The 17,171-nt window shown below is 44.4% G+C and carries 14 protein-coding genes; 9 read left to right on the top strand and 5 right to left on the bottom strand.

What is annotated here, in order from left to right:
- Positions 1 to 241 precede the first annotated feature (241 nt).
- Positions 242 to 2,065, top strand: a complete 1,824-nt coding sequence (locus R7044_RS13965; protein WP_205390987.1) for a DUF3413 domain-containing protein — start codon at positions 242 to 244, stop codon at positions 2,063 to 2,065.
- Between the two features lie 75 nt (positions 2,066 to 2,140).
- Here the strand turns inward: R7044_RS13965 and R7044_RS13960 are convergent, their stop codons facing one another.
- Positions 2,141 to 3,115, bottom strand: coding sequence for a TDT family transporter (locus tag R7044_RS13960; RefSeq protein ID WP_005391714.1), 975 nt, complete (start codon positions 3,113 to 3,115; stop codon positions 2,141 to 2,143).
- Between the two features lie 109 nt (positions 3,116 to 3,224).
- Here R7044_RS13960 and R7044_RS13955 point away from each other — a divergent pair, with 109 nt between their 5' ends.
- Both R7044_RS13955 and R7044_RS13950 read left to right on the top strand, forming a co-directional pair.
- Positions 3,225 to 4,151 carry a LysR substrate-binding domain-containing protein gene (locus R7044_RS13955; RefSeq protein ID WP_205390988.1) on the top strand — a complete coding sequence of 309 codons (927 nt, stop codon included), beginning with the start codon at positions 3,225 to 3,227 and terminating at the stop codon, positions 4,149 to 4,151.
- A 128-nt stretch (positions 4,152 to 4,279) separates the two neighbouring features.
- Complete coding sequence (locus tag R7044_RS13950; protein WP_005386503.1) at positions 4,280 to 4,579, top strand: YebG family protein; 300 nt, start codon at positions 4,280 to 4,282, stop codon at positions 4,577 to 4,579.
- A 57-nt stretch (positions 4,580 to 4,636) separates the two neighbouring features.
- On the opposite strand, the gene R7044_RS13945 is transcribed toward R7044_RS13950, so the two are convergent.
- Positions 4,637 to 5,233 (bottom strand): hypothetical protein, encoded by a 597-nt coding sequence (locus R7044_RS13945; RefSeq protein ID WP_152560880.1) that lies wholly within the window; start codon positions 5,231 to 5,233, stop codon positions 4,637 to 4,639.
- Positions 5,223 to 5,837 (bottom strand): AHH domain-containing protein, encoded by a 615-nt coding sequence (locus tag R7044_RS13940; RefSeq protein ID WP_033905557.1) that lies wholly within the window; start codon positions 5,835 to 5,837, stop codon positions 5,223 to 5,225. Before R7044_RS13940 ends, R7044_RS13945 begins: the two co-directional genes overlap by 11 nt.
- A gap of 446 nt (positions 5,838 to 6,283) precedes the next feature.
- Here R7044_RS13940 and dapD point away from each other — a divergent pair, with 446 nt between their 5' ends.
- The gene (gene dapD / locus R7044_RS13935) at positions 6,284 to 7,315 is read left to right on the top strand and encodes a 2,3,4,5-tetrahydropyridine-2,6-dicarboxylate N-succinyltransferase (protein WP_025768219.1); all 1,032 of its coding nucleotides are present in this window, start codon (positions 6,284 to 6,286) and stop codon (positions 7,313 to 7,315) included.
- A 70-nt stretch (positions 7,316 to 7,385) separates the two neighbouring features.
- Here the strand turns inward: dapD and glpQ are convergent, their stop codons facing one another.
- Positions 7,386 to 8,441, bottom strand: coding sequence for a glycerophosphodiester phosphodiesterase (glpQ, locus tag R7044_RS13930; protein WP_005380201.1), 1,056 nt, complete (start codon positions 8,439 to 8,441; stop codon positions 7,386 to 7,388).
- Positions 8,442 to 8,497: 56 nt separating this feature from the next.
- Complete coding sequence (gene glpT, locus R7044_RS13925; protein WP_005380199.1) at positions 8,498 to 9,862, bottom strand: glycerol-3-phosphate transporter; 1,365 nt, start codon at positions 9,860 to 9,862, stop codon at positions 8,498 to 8,500.
- Between the two features lie 896 nt (positions 9,863 to 10,758).
- Between glpT and R7044_RS13920 the strand changes: the two genes are divergently transcribed.
- The 5 genes from R7044_RS13920 (at position 10,759) to R7044_RS13900 (ending at position 17,108) form a co-directional block, all read left to right on the top strand.
- Positions 10,759 to 11,613, top strand: a complete 855-nt coding sequence (locus tag R7044_RS13920; protein WP_005380195.1) for an MIP/aquaporin family protein — start codon at positions 10,759 to 10,761, stop codon at positions 11,611 to 11,613.
- A gap of 59 nt (positions 11,614 to 11,672) precedes the next feature.
- Positions 11,673 to 13,190, top strand: coding sequence for a glycerol kinase GlpK (gene glpK, locus R7044_RS13915; protein ID WP_005380193.1), 1,518 nt, complete (start codon positions 11,673 to 11,675; stop codon positions 13,188 to 13,190).
- A gap of 159 nt (positions 13,191 to 13,349) precedes the next feature.
- Entirely contained in the window at positions 13,350 to 14,141 is a 792-nt protein-coding gene (locus tag R7044_RS13910; protein ID WP_005380192.1) for a DeoR/GlpR family transcriptional regulator, read from the top strand.
- A 176-nt stretch (positions 14,142 to 14,317) separates the two neighbouring features.
- Entirely contained in the window at positions 14,318 to 15,877 is a 1,560-nt protein-coding gene (gene glpD / locus R7044_RS13905; protein WP_033905559.1) for a glycerol-3-phosphate dehydrogenase, read from the top strand.
- Positions 15,878 to 16,154: 277 nt separating this feature from the next.
- Positions 16,155 to 17,108: a CorA family divalent cation transporter gene (locus R7044_RS13900; protein ID WP_005391702.1), complete on the top strand. Its 954-nt coding sequence runs from the start codon at positions 16,155 to 16,157 to the stop codon at positions 17,106 to 17,108.
- Positions 17,109 to 17,171 lie beyond the last annotated feature (63 nt).

The raw sequence follows: 17,171 nt of genomic DNA, 5'->3' as shown, positions 1-17,171 counted from the left end.
CGAGCGCCGATTGAAACTGTTAGCTAGCTTAGCACAGCCCCATTTAAACCCGCAGTGATCTCGCGTTCGGAAAAAACAAAAGGTTATATATCACTCAAATAGAGTATGAATCTTCTGAATTTTCACATGTCAATCAAGTCTGACATTTCCATACAAAATGTGACATTCGTCGCAACTATTCCATAATAAAAAACACTGTTTTATACTCCCTCTACCCATAATTTATAAACAAACAAAAAGTATGTTTCGCAAACTGTCTTCCAACAGCGCTTGGCTGATTGCTTTTTTTGCTTGCTTTGCAGTGTACCTGTCGATCGCTTGTTATCCTTTTGTGTTGTCTAACAATCAGAATGAACCGCTAACCTTGTTGCAAGGTTACTATTTGGTTTCGACTCAATATGGCTGGCTGGGCTTGATCGCTCTTCCATTTATGTTGTTGAGTTTATTGCTCTCTTTTCTACCGACTCGAGCATTCAAAGGTATCGTGATCGCTATCGCGATCTGTCTATTGATCATGTTTAAAGTCGATATCCTCGTTTTTCAGCAATACAAACTTCACATCAACGCCCTATTAATCCGTATGTTTTTCGAAGGTGGCGGTGATGTCTTCGATATTTCTTGGATGAGTTGGCTTATCTTCGTCAGTGAAGTTGCCGTTCTGGTGATCGGGCTTGCCTGTACCGTTTGGGTAAGTAATAAACTGGCACAAAGCCGAGCTAAGTTCGTTTTGATCAGCGTTTGGTTTGCTGTATTGCTTAGCACGCAGATGATTCATGCGTACAAAAACGCACTTTACGACGATGAAGTCAGTCAGTTTTCGAATAACTGGCCACTTTACTACCCGCTGACGGCTCGTAAATTTATTTACAAACACGACCTAGTGGATGAGAACATTGCATCGAAGAACCGCGTAGAGTTAACCAACATTGAACGTAGCTCACTCAACTATCCGCTTGCGCCGATTCAAGTGCAAAGCAAAGAGAAACAACCCAATGTCTTGTTTATCTTGGTTGATGCGTGGCGCTACAGTGATGCGACGCCGGAAGTCATGCCAAATGTCAGCAAGTTCGCCGAAAAAACAGTGAATTTCACACAACATATGAGCGGCGGCAACTCAACTCAAGCGGGTATTTTCAGCCTGTTTTACAGCTTGCCAGCGACCTACTGGGAAAGCTTTTACGCAAGTCAACGCTCTCCTGTTTTTATGGATACGCTGCAAGCAGAAGGCTACCGCATGGGCATTTTTGGCTCGGCACCGCTCACCAGCCCGCCACTTTCTCGCACGGTATTCAAAAAAGTGTCGGACTTGACCCTGAAACAAACTGGGGAAACAGCTGTCGAGCGCGATCAGCAGATAACAGACAAGTTCATCGAGTTCCAAAAGCAGGATAGCGACAAGCCGTACTTTGGTTTTCTGTTCTACGATGCCGCCCATGGCACAGTATTTCCCGAACCTGAATTTGCGAAATTCAAACCATACTGGGAACGCGTTGACCACATTTTGCTCAACAACGATTTTGACGCTTCGCTTTACCATAATCGATACAAGAACTCGTTGTACTACATCGATAGCTTGATTGGTGATGTGCTGAAAAACGTCGACTTAGACAATACCATTGTGGTGATTTCATCAGATCATGGTGAAGAGTTTAATGACCATAAGATGAACTATTGGGGCCACACGGGTAACTACAGTGACGTTCAAGTACATGTGCCTCTTTACGTGTACATGCCAAATCGTCAGCCAGAGCAAATTGATTACCGCACGACCCATTTTGACGTCGTGCCAACCATGATGAATACGCTGTTTGACGTTCAAGGCACAACGAGTTCATACAGCGTTGGTCATAACTTGTTTGATAGCTCAGCCTCTCGCGATTGGTATATTGCAGGCAGCTACTACAACTATGCATTGGTCGGCAAAGAACTGATGCTTGTGGTCAACCCTGGCGGGCACTCTCAGCAACTGAATCGCCAGTTAAAAGTCGAGAAAGAACAGAAAGTTCCTGTCGATATCATTCGTCATTCTCTGGATGAGATGTCGCGATTTTACAAAAAAGGCTAGCGTTCAACATCGACGCCGATTGAAATAAAAAAGCCTCTTGGTTGTAAGACCAAGAGGCTTTTTCCTATCTGCTATTTAAGCGTGATGAGCGTGCATCAAGCGTGGCTGAATCAACAAGTTGTTGATGTATTGTAAGGCCACATAAGAGACAACAAATGTTGCCACAATCAACTCAAGACTAGCTAAGCCTCGCACTTGTTGAACATAGTGCGCAGCCAATCCTTGCAACTCCATCCAATTCGCCATTTTAAACAGCGCCGTCGCACCGATCACCATCGGGAAAGTGAACGCCGCATAGCCTGGGCTAAATGGCAGTCTAAGCAATTTAAAGAATGCGAGGTAAATGATGGCTGTCATCAATACCGCGATACCAAATAGCATAGCGATGATCACTGGTGATGGTGTCGCAGTGACCGTTAAGTACCCTGCCAATGATAGACTTGCTGGTGCCGCCATAATTGCCATTGTTGGTTTCGCTGCATCCGGAATTTCATGGGTAAACATGAAACGGTAAATCATCATCGGCAACATGATCGCGTACGCCACCATACCAAACATCAATGCACCTTGTGCCACTGGTGCTAACATCGGGTTGCCAGAGAAAGACACATCCGCAACGATGATACCCACAGGCGGTACAAACCAACTAGGAACCATGTGGTGCAATTCAAAATCTTTGGCGCGATGGTAAACAAAGCTCACCAAGAATACGATGTGCAAAACCACCGCAATCAGCCAAAGCGCATCGCCAGCTAATGGGTAAAAATGGCCGAGAGAGTTCGATACCACCATAGTGCCCATCGCAAATGTCGGAACCACGCTGCCCACAACCGGATGAGCAAGATCTTGTCTCAATAGATGATTATGTAGCAAAAACTTGGTTGCCAATATAGCCAACAATATGCTCGCGATACCCGCACTAATCCACTGTCCGTAGCCATGTAATTCGGCGAAGTTCTCCCAACTCCAGCCCAAGCTTGCAATACCAAGAGCCAAACCCGCCATTGGAGTTGGTGCTCCCATTACTTTTGCTTTTGTTCTTTGAATCATGATGACCTCAACCAGACTCACTCTTGATGGGACGTATAATACGCTTGCACTTCGTTCCGATATATCTAATTATTTAAAACAAACGTTCAGAATTACTTAACGGTGGGGTATGGCAAGTCACATTTCTCTTAAACAACTGAAAGTGTTTACGACGATCACGCAGCACAAAACGCTCACAGCGGCTTCTGATAGTCTCTTTTTATCGAAAGCCGCAGTGAGCATGGCACTCTCAGAATTAGAAAAGCAGATCGGCCATCACTTATTTGATCGTGTTAATAACCGACTGATTTTGAACCAAGAAGGTCAAAAACTACTGCCACTGGCGGATGAATTACTCAACCGAGCCAAGGACATCGAGAGCATTTTCGATGGTGACCAAGCGCTATCGGGCCAACTTCGCATTGGTGCCAGCGACACCATTGGCAACCAAGTCGCGCCCTATTTGCTTAGCGAATTTCGTCAGCAAACGAACCATCGTTCTCAAAGTCTGTTCATTTCTAACTCCGCACAAATCTGCGACATGCTGACCGATTACGAGTTAGACATAGCCCTCATTGAAGGCAAAACACTTCACCCTGAATTGCAGTCTACCCAGTTTAGCGAAGATGAAATGTGCGTGATTTGCGCGCCCAATTCCCCAGCCGCGCACGAAGGGCCAGTAAACTTAACCGAGCTAGAAAACAGTGAATGGATATTGCGAGAGGCAGGATCTGGTTCACGCGAATTTTTTATGCGCGTTGTCGCGCCGCGCTTGGAACATTGGCATGAAGCTTTTCAGCTCAATACCACCGAAGCGTTGATCAACTCAGTATCGGCAGGGTTAGGCTTGGGCTGCTTGTCACGTTTGTCTGCAGAACCTGCTATTCGTGACGGCCGCGTAAAACTGCTCGACATGCCTTTAGATATGAAACGTCGCTTCTGGTTACTGGTTCATAAAGAGAAATATCAAAGCCCATTGCTCAAAACGTTTATCGAATTTTGCCAAGATTGGGAGCGACCAACAAACCTTCCTTTGACGGACAAACCCGCAAAGTGAAACCAAGATAGTTTAAATGCTAGTCAGTTAGTTGTACGTGTCTCTCATTCTGAGGCTTGTCGCTAGACTTGATTGGTCAAAAACTGTATAAAAAGCCAGTATCAATACACCAAATTAGGGGACCAACCATGGCTGTAATCGTCAAGTACGTGGTAGAACGCAATGGAGAAGAGAAAATGACTTTTACCTCTAAAGCGGAAGCTGACGCATACGACAAAATGCTGGATATGGCAGACGAGTTATTCTCACTGCTGGGTAAAAGTGAACTTCTAGAAGACGAAGGTAAGCAAGAAGATCTTGCAATGTACCTTGCGCAAAACAAAGAAGAAGTGCTTTACGCTCTGGGTGCAAAACGTAAACCTGCACCAAAAAAAGCAAAGAAGCTTGAAGCTGTTGAAGAAGATAGCGAGCAAGAAGACGCTGCATAAGCCTCTCATTTGTTTAGAAAAAACGTCGCATTATGCGGCGTTTTTTTATTCCTGAAGTTAAACACTCTCTATTTCATAAAAACTAACCCCGGTAAACTCGTTTTTAGTCACTAGATTTAAAAAGCTATTGTCGATATTTGAAGTATAGATGCTTATTGGAGAACCACTTAATTTGAAGAGCCTCGGGGTTGAAACTTTAGCACGATCAATAACAAAACGCTTATATGGTCTAGTTCTATGAACTCTGCCATTTGGCTTGTAGTTTATCTCGCACAGTTCAGTATGTAATGCATCCAATTTAGAAGTCACATTAAGTGCATACCAAATGGAGTTATCCACATTTACAGGTAGGAATTCACAACAATCTCCGAGCGTATCTTTGAACAAGCTCGCAATATCATGGCGAACTACGTACGTACAGCTACCCCAGGCAGCAATCATTGGTTTTATTAAGTCATCGGAATCATCATGCCGGAGCCAATCAAGTGTCAATGGTTGCCAAGTTGATATTTTTGAAGCTCCATTGAATATTGGTAAAACTTCATTATTCACGTCGTCTAAACCCAATAGGCTCGTGTGCTCTAGATATAAATATTTATCCACATCTGGCTGAATACCAAATACCTTAGTAAAAGTTTGTTTTTTAAACTGCAATTTCATTCGCCCTTATTTTTCTGGTTATTGGAAACATGCCCATTTTCAAGTCGTCTCCAATATCCTCTAAAACCTCAACGATATCTTCTCTATCTGCATCCTGAGCAATCGTATTTTCAAGTAAATGTTCAACGTTCAAATAGTAAAATGAAGTATGGATACAGGAGTGAGAATAAGCTTCAACCATTTGCGAATGGGGCACATGTTTATTCCATCTTGGTAAAAATACACCATTTTCCGCACTATCTATATCGATTCGAAATGCTGATAGCCTCATTCTGGACTTTGCAGCTCTAATGTCTTTCCATGATACAATATGATGAGCAGCTACATTCTTAGGACGACATTGCCCTGTTTTTTTAAGGATGTTTTTGGCCAAGCGATAACTATGGGCCTTATTATGCTCCCACCTTATATGTTGATTAAGTAAAAGATCATCTTTGGATATCACCCCTCTCTTATACTTAATAGAATCTATCACTGAACCTGCATAAAATATTTGAAATTGCGAAGCTTGCTTGGAAGCGAATAACTTATCACCAGTCACATTAAACAAATCTCTTTCCAGCTCAGACGTTGTAACCGTAACGACTTTTTTACCCATACTGATCTCATTGAAAATGCTTAAAAACGTAGATCAACCTTAATATGAATCAATATGAATATAAAGGATTATTTATCTCAAAACCGAGCCGCCTCAAGCTTGCGCCAAATTTATTTGAACTTATACGACACCTTGTTCTAAACAATTAAAAACATACCTCTGTATCTCGAAAGAACTCGCCAGAATAGGAAAACGCCCTTTCTTTCTAGAGCCGAGACAAGAAACTGCCTTCTATCGTTTCAGCAAAACTCCCCCAATAGACCACCTCGTAGCCACATTTCTCATCAGACAAACATATCTCTAAAAAGACAAAAGGTATCCATCTACGGACTTTCTCCATTTCCCCTCTTTAAACTCCCCAACACTCTCTTTATGATGACTGACAACTTAATTATTTCTTGTCAGTGAACAGACGAGACACAAGACTCAACACATGGAGATCAACTATGGCTTTCTTCTCTCTAGCCTTTGGTACGGCAACTAAAAACCGCGACGGCAAAATCATCGAAGCGTTTTTCCCAAACCCAGTTCTTAACCCAAGCGAAGCGCTTGTTAACGCACTAGCAGCAGTAGCAGGTTACGAGCAAGGCAACCAAGCTATCGAGATCTCTGCAGCACAAAGCGCAGAACTGGCAGCAGCATTTGAAGCAAACGGCGATGCGGCAAACGCTTCTTTCGCAGCAAAAGCAGCAGAATCAGCACAACCACTTGTACTGGTTATCCTTGCAACTGACGAGCAGCCACAAAGCGTTGCTGAAGGCTTCCTAAAACTTCAACTTATCTCTAACCGCCTAGTTCAACCGCACGGCACGGTACTAGACGGTATCTTCGGTCTACTACACAACATCGCATGGACTAACGAAGGTCCAATCGACCTACCTGAACTGGCAGAGCGTCAAATCGAAGCTCGCCTAGCGGGTCGTGCACTAAGCGTAGATTGCGTAGACAAGTTCCCTAAAATGGTGGACTACGTGGTACCAACTGGCGTTCGTATCGCTGACACTTCTCGCGTACGTCTTGGCGCACACGTTGGCGAAGGCACAACGGTAATGCACGAAGGCTTCATCAACTTCAACGCAGGTACAACTGGCGTGAGCATGGTTGAAGGTCGCATCTCTGCTGGTGTAGTGGTTGGTAACGGCTCTGACATCGGCGGCGGCGCATCTATCATGGGTACGCTATCTGGCGGCGGTAAAGTTGTGGTTTCTATAGGTGAAAACTCGCTACTAGGCGCGAACGCAGGTCTTGGCTTCCCAATGGGTGACCGTTGTACTATCGAATCAGGTCTATACGTAACTGCTGGTTCTAAAGTACGCATGCTAGATTCTGACGGTCAAGAAGTCGAAGTGGTGAAAGCACGCGATCTTGCTGGAGTTTCTGACCTACTGTTCCGTCGTAACTCTGTAACAGGTCAAATCGAATGTCTTGCTAACAAGAGCGCGGTTGAACTGAACAGCGAACTGCATAAAAACAACTAATAAATAGTTAAGAAAAATCCCCCAGCAGGAAACTGTTGGGGGATTTTTTAGCTTAAAGAAAAATGCGTGATTACTGATTTAAAAAGCTGACCGCTTTATCTGGGAAATCAGTAAACAAACCATCCACTTTTACTTGGTTGTAGTACACATCCATCATGCCTTCAAAGCTGTCAGTGTACGCTGGAATGCGTCCTGGATCGGCGCGGAACGTGTATGGATGCACTTGCAAGCCAGCGTCTTTTGCAGCCTTCATCAACGGCTTGATGATGATATTGTCTTTGGTTGACTTATCATCCACCAGCATCGGCTTCCAAGGTCCAATTCCTTCCGCGTAACTCGCTACTTTCTTCATTCCGTCGGCTTCGAACATCCAGTCATAACTGTATGGTGTTGCCTTGTCGCCTTTGTACACCATAGTTTCGTTCCAGTCCGTGTAAGCCATAAGCTGAACGAGCTTTAAGTCCATGTCCATTGCAGGCATGAGTTCACTGTTGATGCGTTGAAGTTCATTCGCATCAAAACACTGAAGGTAGACTTTGTCGTCTTGAGAGCCGTAACCGTACTGCTTCAAGACTTTAAGTACTGCTTTAGAAATGTCCTTACCTTCATGACGATGGAACCAAGGCGCTTTAATTTCTGGGTAAATACCGATGTCATAACCCAGCGTTTTGTTTAAGCCTTGGATCAGCTCAATCTCTTCAGCAAACGTCGGCACGGTGAAGTCAGATTTCCACATAGGGAATCGGGTTGGATAGCCCGCTACTTTGTTGCCTTTCTCATCGATGTTGAACCCTTCGGTAACTCGCAAGGATTTGATTTCCGCCAGAGTGAAATCAATCGCGTAATAACGACCATCTTTACGTGCACGATCAGGAAAACGCTCCGCAACATCCGTTACGCGATCGAGATAATGGTCATGCAACACGACCAACTGGTCGTCTTTCGTCATTACCACATCTTGTTCTATGTAGTCAGGTTTCATTGCGTAAGCAAGTGCTTTGGCTTCTAGCGTGTGCTCAGGCAAGTAGCCCGATGCGCCACGGTGCGCAATGACAAGCGGCTTCGCAATCGCACCAGCAGAGAGGCTAAGTGCTAAAAAAGTAAGACATACTGACTTTGTTTTCATTGTTATTTCCTTGATAAAGCGAAGAGGCAGTATTCCACTGCCTCTTTAAATAAATATTACGCTAGCGCTTCCTTCTCGCGCTCTTTTTGCTCGTGGTGCGCACGTTCACCTAAGAAGGCGTACATCAAACACACGATAGAAGTAATACAAGAACCCACTAAGATGATAAAGCCACCATCCCAGCCAAAGTGGTCTACGGTGTAGCCCAAAATCGCGTTTGCGGCAACTGCCCCACCCAGGTATCCAAACAAACCAGTAAGACCAGCGGCAGTACCTGCGGCTTTCTTCGGAGCGAGTTCAAGTGCGTACAAACCGATCAGCATAACCGGACCATAGATTAGGAAGCCAATTGCAATAAGCGCCATCATATCTACTGTTGGGTTGCCCGCAGGGTTAAACCAATAAACCATCACTGCAACTGTCACTAGAACCATAAATAAGATACCAGCAGGTGCACGACGACCTTTGAACAATTTGTCAGAGATCCAACCACACAATAGTGTTCCTGGAATGCCAGCCCATTCGTATAAGAAATAAGCCCATGACGATTTATCTACCGAGAAATCCTTCGCTTCTTTTAGGTAAACCGGTGCCCAGTCCAGTACGCCGTAACGAATTAGGTAAACAAATGCGTTTGCAATTGCAATCGACCAAAGAAGTTTGTTGTTGAAGACGTATTTGAAGAAGATTTCCTTCGCTGTCATTTCTTGTTCATGGGACTTGTCATAGTCATCTGGGTAATCGTCTTTGTACTCTTCAATCGGAGGCAGACCACAAGACTGAGGGGTATCGCGAACCGTCATCCAAACAAACACAGCAACCAACGTGGCGAAAAATGCAGGAACATAAAATGCAGTGCGCCAATCATCGTTAAATGCCCATAGGCCAAGAATAAATAGTGGACCAATCAAGCCGCCACCCACGTTGTGCGCCACGTTCCAAACCGAAACGATCTCACCACGCTCTTTACGTGACCACCAGTGCACCATGGTTCGGCCACAAGCAGGCCACCCCATCCCTTGGAACCAACCGTTTAAGAAAAGCAAAATGAACATCGCAGTGACGCTACCAGTCGCCCATGGCATAAAGCCAAAGCAAAACATCACTAATGCAGACATCAATAGGCCGCCACTAAGGAAATAGCGAGGGTTGGAGCGGTCTGAAACGCTGCCCATTAGAAACTTAGAGAGACCATATGCAATGGAAACAGCTGCCAAGGCGACACCTAAGTCTCCGCGGCTAAAGCCTTGCTCGATAAGATAAGGCATCGCCAAACTGAAGTTTTTACGAACTAGATAGTAACCGGCGTAGCCAACAAAGATACCGATAAAGAGTTGCCAACGGAGGCGAGAGTAGGTGCTATCGATGCTGCCAGGGGACAGACGATCAATGTGCGCCTTAGGTTTGAATATTCCAAACATAGGAACCTCATTATTTTGTATGCGATGGTAAAAACACAAAAGGAGCGAACGAAACAAAATAAATCTTCGTTCGAAAGTTCATGAATTGTATGGAGTTAGGATTTTATTTCTGTGACAAATGTTGCACATGGATTAAATATAAGTAAATACAGTAAATTATATGAGCATTAATTAGATCATCGTTCAACTTTACTCAAGATTCGTTAATATGAAACTGACATTCAAACCTCTCACTTGAGCATTCCAATTCGAAACCTTTGAAACAAAGGCTCGAATTAGAACATAAACTAACCGTAAAAAGGGCGATTTACGCCTGCCCTACTCGCTCCGAACCAACTAATAACTAAAAAGCTGAAAAACGATCACGTTTAGCATCAAACGAAATAAAAAAAACAATTTTTATTTGAATACAAGCCGAAGCAATGATTCACAAACACAAGACATTAACAGCGTTTATTCTCTTCTCAACTCATCCTATTGGTATCAATGGGATGACGATTTTTCTAAAAGTCCAAACATGACAGCGTATTTTTTTATATCACTGCTAGCCCTTGATACATTTGACATTCTCCTACTCCTTTAGGGTTAACTGCTGCACAAGTTCTGTGTAATAAATCTCCAAGCACGTAGCAGCTTCACAAAACTCCTCTTACCAGTTGTGCATTCTTTTTCACATCGGTAATTTGAGCGCTCTCATCACTGGCCTCGTGACAAATAAATTATTTTCGTTGTGTTCTTTTCCGGTTAAAAGATGCGCCATTTAACAAAAACGAAGACTTTGATTAACAAATTTATGCTCAAACGCTCATTTTTAACGCTCGTTTGTTTTCGCAAACGTTTATATATGCACAATAGTATCGTGCTAGACAGGCAAAAATGATCAAAGGACTTTTAACATGACAACGAACAAACACCCCTCTCTGCTTGGAGAATGTTTGGCCGAGTTTATCGGTACAGGACTACTTATTTTCTTCGGCGTAGGCTGTGTTGCAGCCTTAGTTCTAACAGGCGCATCATTTGGACAATGGGAAATCAGTATTGTATGGGGCTTCGGTGTCGCCATCGCGATTTACTGTACGGCTGGCGTCTCTGGTGCACACATCAACCCTGCCGTTACCATCGCACTTGCTATGTTCCATGGTTTTGATAAGGCGAAAGTGGTGCCATACATTATCGCTCAAATGCTTGGGGCATTCTGTTCTGCTGCATTGGTATACAGCTTATACAGCAACCTTTTCACCGACTACGAAATCGCTCATAACTTCGTTCGCAGCAGCCAAGATGCACTAGCAACTGCTGGTATCTTCTCAACCTATCCGCATGCCTCCCTCTCTTTCTTTGGTGCTTTTGCTGTGGAATTCGTTATCACTGCTGTGCTGATGTTTGCGATTCTGGCTCTGGGCGATGAAAATAACGGCGCGGCTCGTGGCGCAATGAACCCTCTATTGATCGGTATTTTGATTGCCGTCATCGGTGGTTCACTTGGCCCACTAACAGGCTTTGCGATGAACCCTGCTCGTGACTTTGGACCGAAGCTGTTCGCTTACTTCGCAGGTTGGGATTACGCTCTGACAGGTGCAAAAGACATTCCTTACTTTATCGTGCCTTTACTTGCTCCGATTGCAGGTGCGTGTTTTGGTGGTTGGTTGTATCCAAAAGCGATTGCAGCTTACCTTCCACAACAAGGCCACGGTTGCACGATTCCAAACCAATGTGAGACGGAAGAAGAAACAGAAGAAGCTAGAGCTTAAAACTGACGTAACTCGAACATTTACTAAAATATAAATAACGAAACAAAAGGATTCTTACCATGACTGAGCAAAAATACATTGTTGCCCTAGACCAAGGTACAACAAGCTCTCGCGCAGTGATTCTTGATCACGATGCGAACATCGTAAGCGTCGCGCAACGCGAATTTACTCAGATTTATCCAGAAGCTGGTTGGGTTGAACATGATCCAATGGAGATCTGGGCAACACAAAGCTCTACCTTAGTAGAAGCTCTAGCTAAGTCTGGTATCCGTAGCGACCAATTAGCGGCTATCGGTATTACTAACCAGCGTGAAACGACCATCGTCTGGAATAAAGAAACAGGTAAACCCGTTTACAATGCGATCGTATGGCAATGTCGCCGTACTGCTGATATCTGTGAAGATTTAAAAGCACGCGGTCTCGAAAACTATGTACGTGACAACACTGGTTTGGTGCTTGACCCTTACTTCTCAGGTACCAAAGTTAAATGGATTCTGGACAATGTTGAAGGCGCACGAGAAGACGCAGAAGCAGGTAAGCTGTTGTTTGGTACTGTCGATACTTGGTTAGTTTGGAAGATGACTCAAGGTCGCGTTCACGTAACCGACTACACTAACGCATCGCGTACCATGCTGTTTAACATCAACGATCTATGTTGGGATCAAAAAATGTTAGATGAGCTTGGCATCCCAGCATCTATGATGCCAGAAGTGAAGCGCTCATCGGAAATTTACGGTAAAACCAACATCGGTGGTAAAGGCGGTACTCGTATTCCTATTTCTGGAATAGCAGGTGACCAACAAGCGGCGCTTTACGGCCAAATGTGTGTTGAAGCGGGTCAAGCGAAAAACACTTACGGTACGGGTTGTTTCTTGCTAATGAATACGGGCCAAGAAAAAGTCACTTCGACACATGGTCTTCTAACAACTTTGGCTTGTGGTCCTGCAGGCGAACCAGCTTATGCACTTGAAGGTGCCGTATTCATGGGTGGAGCTTCTATCCAATGGCTACGCGATGAATTGAAAATCCTAAACGGTGCAGAAGACTCTGAATACTTCGCGACAAAAGTGGATACATCAAACGGCGTTTATGTCGTGCCTGCATTTACTGGTTTAGGCGCTCCATACTGGGATGCCTACGCACGTGGCACGATTGTCGGCCTTACTCGCGGTGTGAATTCAAACCATATCATCCGTGCAACATTGGAAGGCATCGCTTATCAAACTCGTGACGTACTGGATGCGATGCAAGCTGACTCAGGCATTAAGCTTGCGAACCTTCGAGTCGATGGTGGTGCAGTAGCGAACAACTTCCTAATGCAATTCCAATCCGATGTATTGAACACAGAAGTACACCGCCCTCAAGTAACTGAGGTTACCGCTCTTGGTGCAGCCTACCTTGCCGGCCTTGCCGTTGGTTACTGGGATAGCATTGATGAGTTGCAGAATAAAGCGGTACTTGATCGCACCTTTGAGCCACACGATGATGAAGAAAAACGCAATCGTCGTTACAAGGGCTGGAAACGTGCAGTGAAATGTGCACAAACCTGGTCTGAACTTCACGACGAAGAAGATTAATCTCATCTCCATACGAAAAAAAGAGCGCCATTTGTGCGCTCTTTTTGCGCTTTATCCCCGATTCCTGAACTCGCTTACTTCTCACAACGAGCAAATTCGAGCACAATAGAGCTTCGAATTTGAAGCATTGGCCGTTACCAATGCACAAGGGAGTGGTAAGTGAAGCAAATACCTCGACACCAGCAGATTGTTGAGCTGGTGAAAAAACAAGGCTATGTCAGCACGGATGAGTTGGTAGAAAGATTCAATGTCAGCCCACAAACCATCCGACGCGATCTCAATGAACTCGCCGATGACAACAAAATTCGTCGTTATCACGGTGGAGCCACTATTCCTCTCAGTTCTGAAAACACATCTTACAACACGCGTAAAGCGCTCAACTTCAATGAAAAAGATGTCATTGCAGACGAGGTAGTCAAACACATTCCAGATGGTGCCACACTATTCATCGATATCGGCACCACACCAGAAGCAGTTGCGCGAGCGCTCAATAAAAATCATAAACAGTTGCGTGTTGTCACCAACAACATCAATGTTGCGACCATTCTTTTCCCTAACCCTGAAATCAAAGTCATCTTAGCGGGTGGAGAAGTCCGCAGCAGAGACGGCGGTATTGTTGGCGAGGCTACCCTCGATTTCGTTAAACAGTTCCGTCTCGACTTTGGTATTCTCGGCATTAGCGGTATCGACTTCGATGGCTCGCTATTAGACTTTGATTACCACGAAGTCCGGGTAAAACAAGCGATCATTGACAATAGCCGTAGTGTATTTCTTGCCGTAGACCACACCAAGTTCGGGCGCAATGCTATGGTGAAACTAGGCAATATTGCACAGCTCAACATGATCTTTACCAATAAGCAGCCACCAGAAGAAATCTTGTCAATTTTGAAGGAAGCTTCTATCCCACTTGAAGTGGTTGAAGCTAACGAATCAAACTCCGAAAACGAGTAACGTCAATCGTATAACTCCCCCTCAAATGACCTCTGTCTTAATTAGACAGAGGTTTTTTTGTGTCTAAATCACACAAAACGCTCACAAACGAAAATAATAGATGATCACAAACGAAACCTGAGCTAGGATTACATTATGTTCTAAAATGCTCGTTCGCTCACCAAGAGGTCAAATTTATGAGTATACAAAATAATGCTTCCACTACTAGCTCATCCACTACCTTAGACTTGATCGTAATCGGTGGCGGCATTAACGGAGCTGGTATTGCAGCAGACGCAGCTGGCCGAGGTTTGAGTGTTGGCTTATACGAAGCAAATGACTTCGCATCTGCGACTTCTTCAGCAAGTTCTAAACTGATACACGGCGGTTTACGCTACCTTGAACACTACGAGTTTCGTTTAGTTTCGGAAGCGCTCGCAGAGCGTGAGGTTATTCTTCGTAAAGCACCACACGTCGCACTACCAATGCGTTTCCGTTTACCGCACCGCCCATTCCTACGCCCAGCTTGGATGATTCGTTGTGGCCTTTTCCTTTACGATAACTTGGGTAAACGTACGACGCTGCAAGGCAGTAAAACCGTCAACCTTGCGAAATCTGGCTTGCTAAAACCAGAAATGAAAACGGGTTTCGAATACTCTGACTGTTGGGTTGATGATGCACGTTTAGTATTACTGAACGTTCTTGCGGCTCGCGAAAACCATGCTGAAGTGCGTAACTACTGCCGCGTGGAAAAAGCACACCGTGAAGGTGGTATCTGGCATGTTACTATTCACGATGTGATGACAGACCAACGTTTCGAACGTAAAGCGAAAGCGTTAGTCAATGCTGCGGGGCCTTGGGTAAAACAGTTCTTTGATGATGGATTAGAGCAAGCCTCTCCTCGTAACATTCGCTTAATCAAAGGCTCGCACATCGTTGTTCCTCGTATCCACAACGAACCGCAAGCCTACATTCTTCAAAACAAAGACAATCGCATCGTATTTATGATTCCTTACTTAGATAAGTTCTCAATCATTGGTACAACAGATGTGGAATACAAAGGTGACCCACGTGAAGTGTCGATCTCAGATGACGAAGTCGATTACCTCATTGATATCGTAAACCAACACTTTGTCCACCAGTTGACTCGCGAAGATGTAGTTTGGACATACAGCGGTGTTCGTCCTTTATGTGACGATGAATCTGACTCTCCGCAAGCAATCACACGAGACTACACGCTAGAGCTCGATGCGGAATACGACCATGCACCTCTGCTTTCTGTTTTTGGTGGTAAGTTAACGACCTACCGTAAGTTAGGTGAAGCAGCAATGAAGAAACTTGCTCCGTTCCTACCTGAAATGGGTAAAGACTGGACGGCCAACCAAACCCTTCCTGGTGGTAACTTCAGCTGTAGTCGTGAACAATTAGCGAAACAAATTCATGCTAAATACACTTGGGCGCCAGAAGCATTGATTCTTCGTTATGTCACTCAGTTTGGTACCCAAACGTGGAACTTAATGGAAGGTACAACAAGTGAAGCTGACTTAGGACAAACGTTCTCGACACAAGCCGGTGGTGTTTACCAACGTGAGATCGATTACTTAATGAACCATGAAATGGCAATGACCGATGAAGACATTTTATGGCGCCGTACTAAGCTTGGTCTTTACATGAACGAGGAAGAAAAACAGGCCTTAACGGACTATTTAAAGAAAAAGCTACAACAGAAAGTGGTTAATCTTTCTCAAGTTGGCTAACAGCTCCCCTCCCTCCCCCCACAATAAAGCCTGCTTAGTTGCAGGCTTTATTGTTTTGTTGTTTAAGCACAACACCTTGGTGCGCTCCACTCGATTGCAAATAAGAACAACTATTCATAGACATTTGGCGTTAAATACAATCATACTCATTTGAAAAATAATGCATCAATGACTTCAGAGTACCGTACTCAGAGCATTGCCTCTGTATGGCAATGCAATTCTCGCGAAAGAAGTATCTTGAGGTTATTTTGGTATCGGCTCAAACAAGGAAAAGAAAATGGGTTTTATGATTGAACATTGGGACTTCTCAACCCCAGAAGCAACTCAACAATCCACCACGGCAGAGCAAATTCAAGCTAAGCATTGGTACCATTGCGAACGGCTGCATCCTGATATTCGTGGTTGGCTGGAGCAAAACCAAGTACCTCGAGCTACGGTTGATCATCTATTAGCCGACGAAAGCCGACCATCTTTCCATCCTTTAGATGACGAGAACTTCATGTTGATTTTACGAGGCGTCAATATGAACGGCAATGCATCACCAGAAGATATGCTTAGTATTCGAATTCTCTACTTTCAAGGCGCACTCATTTCAACTCGTAAAATTCCATCACGCGCGATCATGGAGATTCGCCAAGCATTAGCGGAACACAAAGGCCCAAAAAGTCTTGCTAGTTTACTTCATCAGATCATTGAAGGATTAAACAGTAAAATAGACATTTACCTTGATACAATTGAAGAAACACTAAACCAGTTCGACGTGAATGATGAATCGACGTACAAACATATGGCGACTCAAAAAGCACTGATTTCTATCAAGCGTTTTATTCGCCCTCAGCAGTACGCTATCCGTGATCTTGTGGAGTCAGAATCAGAATTGATTGCTTTGAGACCTCATCAATATCGCTTCGCACACAATAATATTACGCGCATAAATGAAACACTTGAGTTTTATCTTGGAGAAGTGGCGCTTTTCCAAGAAGAGATCAAACATCATCGTGATGAGAAAACCAATAAAAACAGTTACCTGTTTACTTTGGTAGCAACGATTTTTCTACCAACCAGCTTCTTAACAGGTTTACTCGGTATCAATGTTGGTGGAATGCCAGGCGTGGAATCCACCATGGCATTCACCTGGTTCTGCATCGCCTTAATTGTCATTTTTGGTCTAGAGTGGTGGCTATTTAAACGCTTGGGGCTCACGAATAAAGCGGACGACGAAGACGAATAAACACTAAACCTATAAAGAACAAAAACCAAAAGAGGAGCACGCGGCTCCTCTTTTCTCTACTCA

Source organism: Vibrio sp. 1402 (assembly GCF_033340275.1).
The sequence above is the reverse complement of the archived record's forward strand: the minus strand, read 5'-3'. Positions and strand labels throughout refer to the sequence as shown.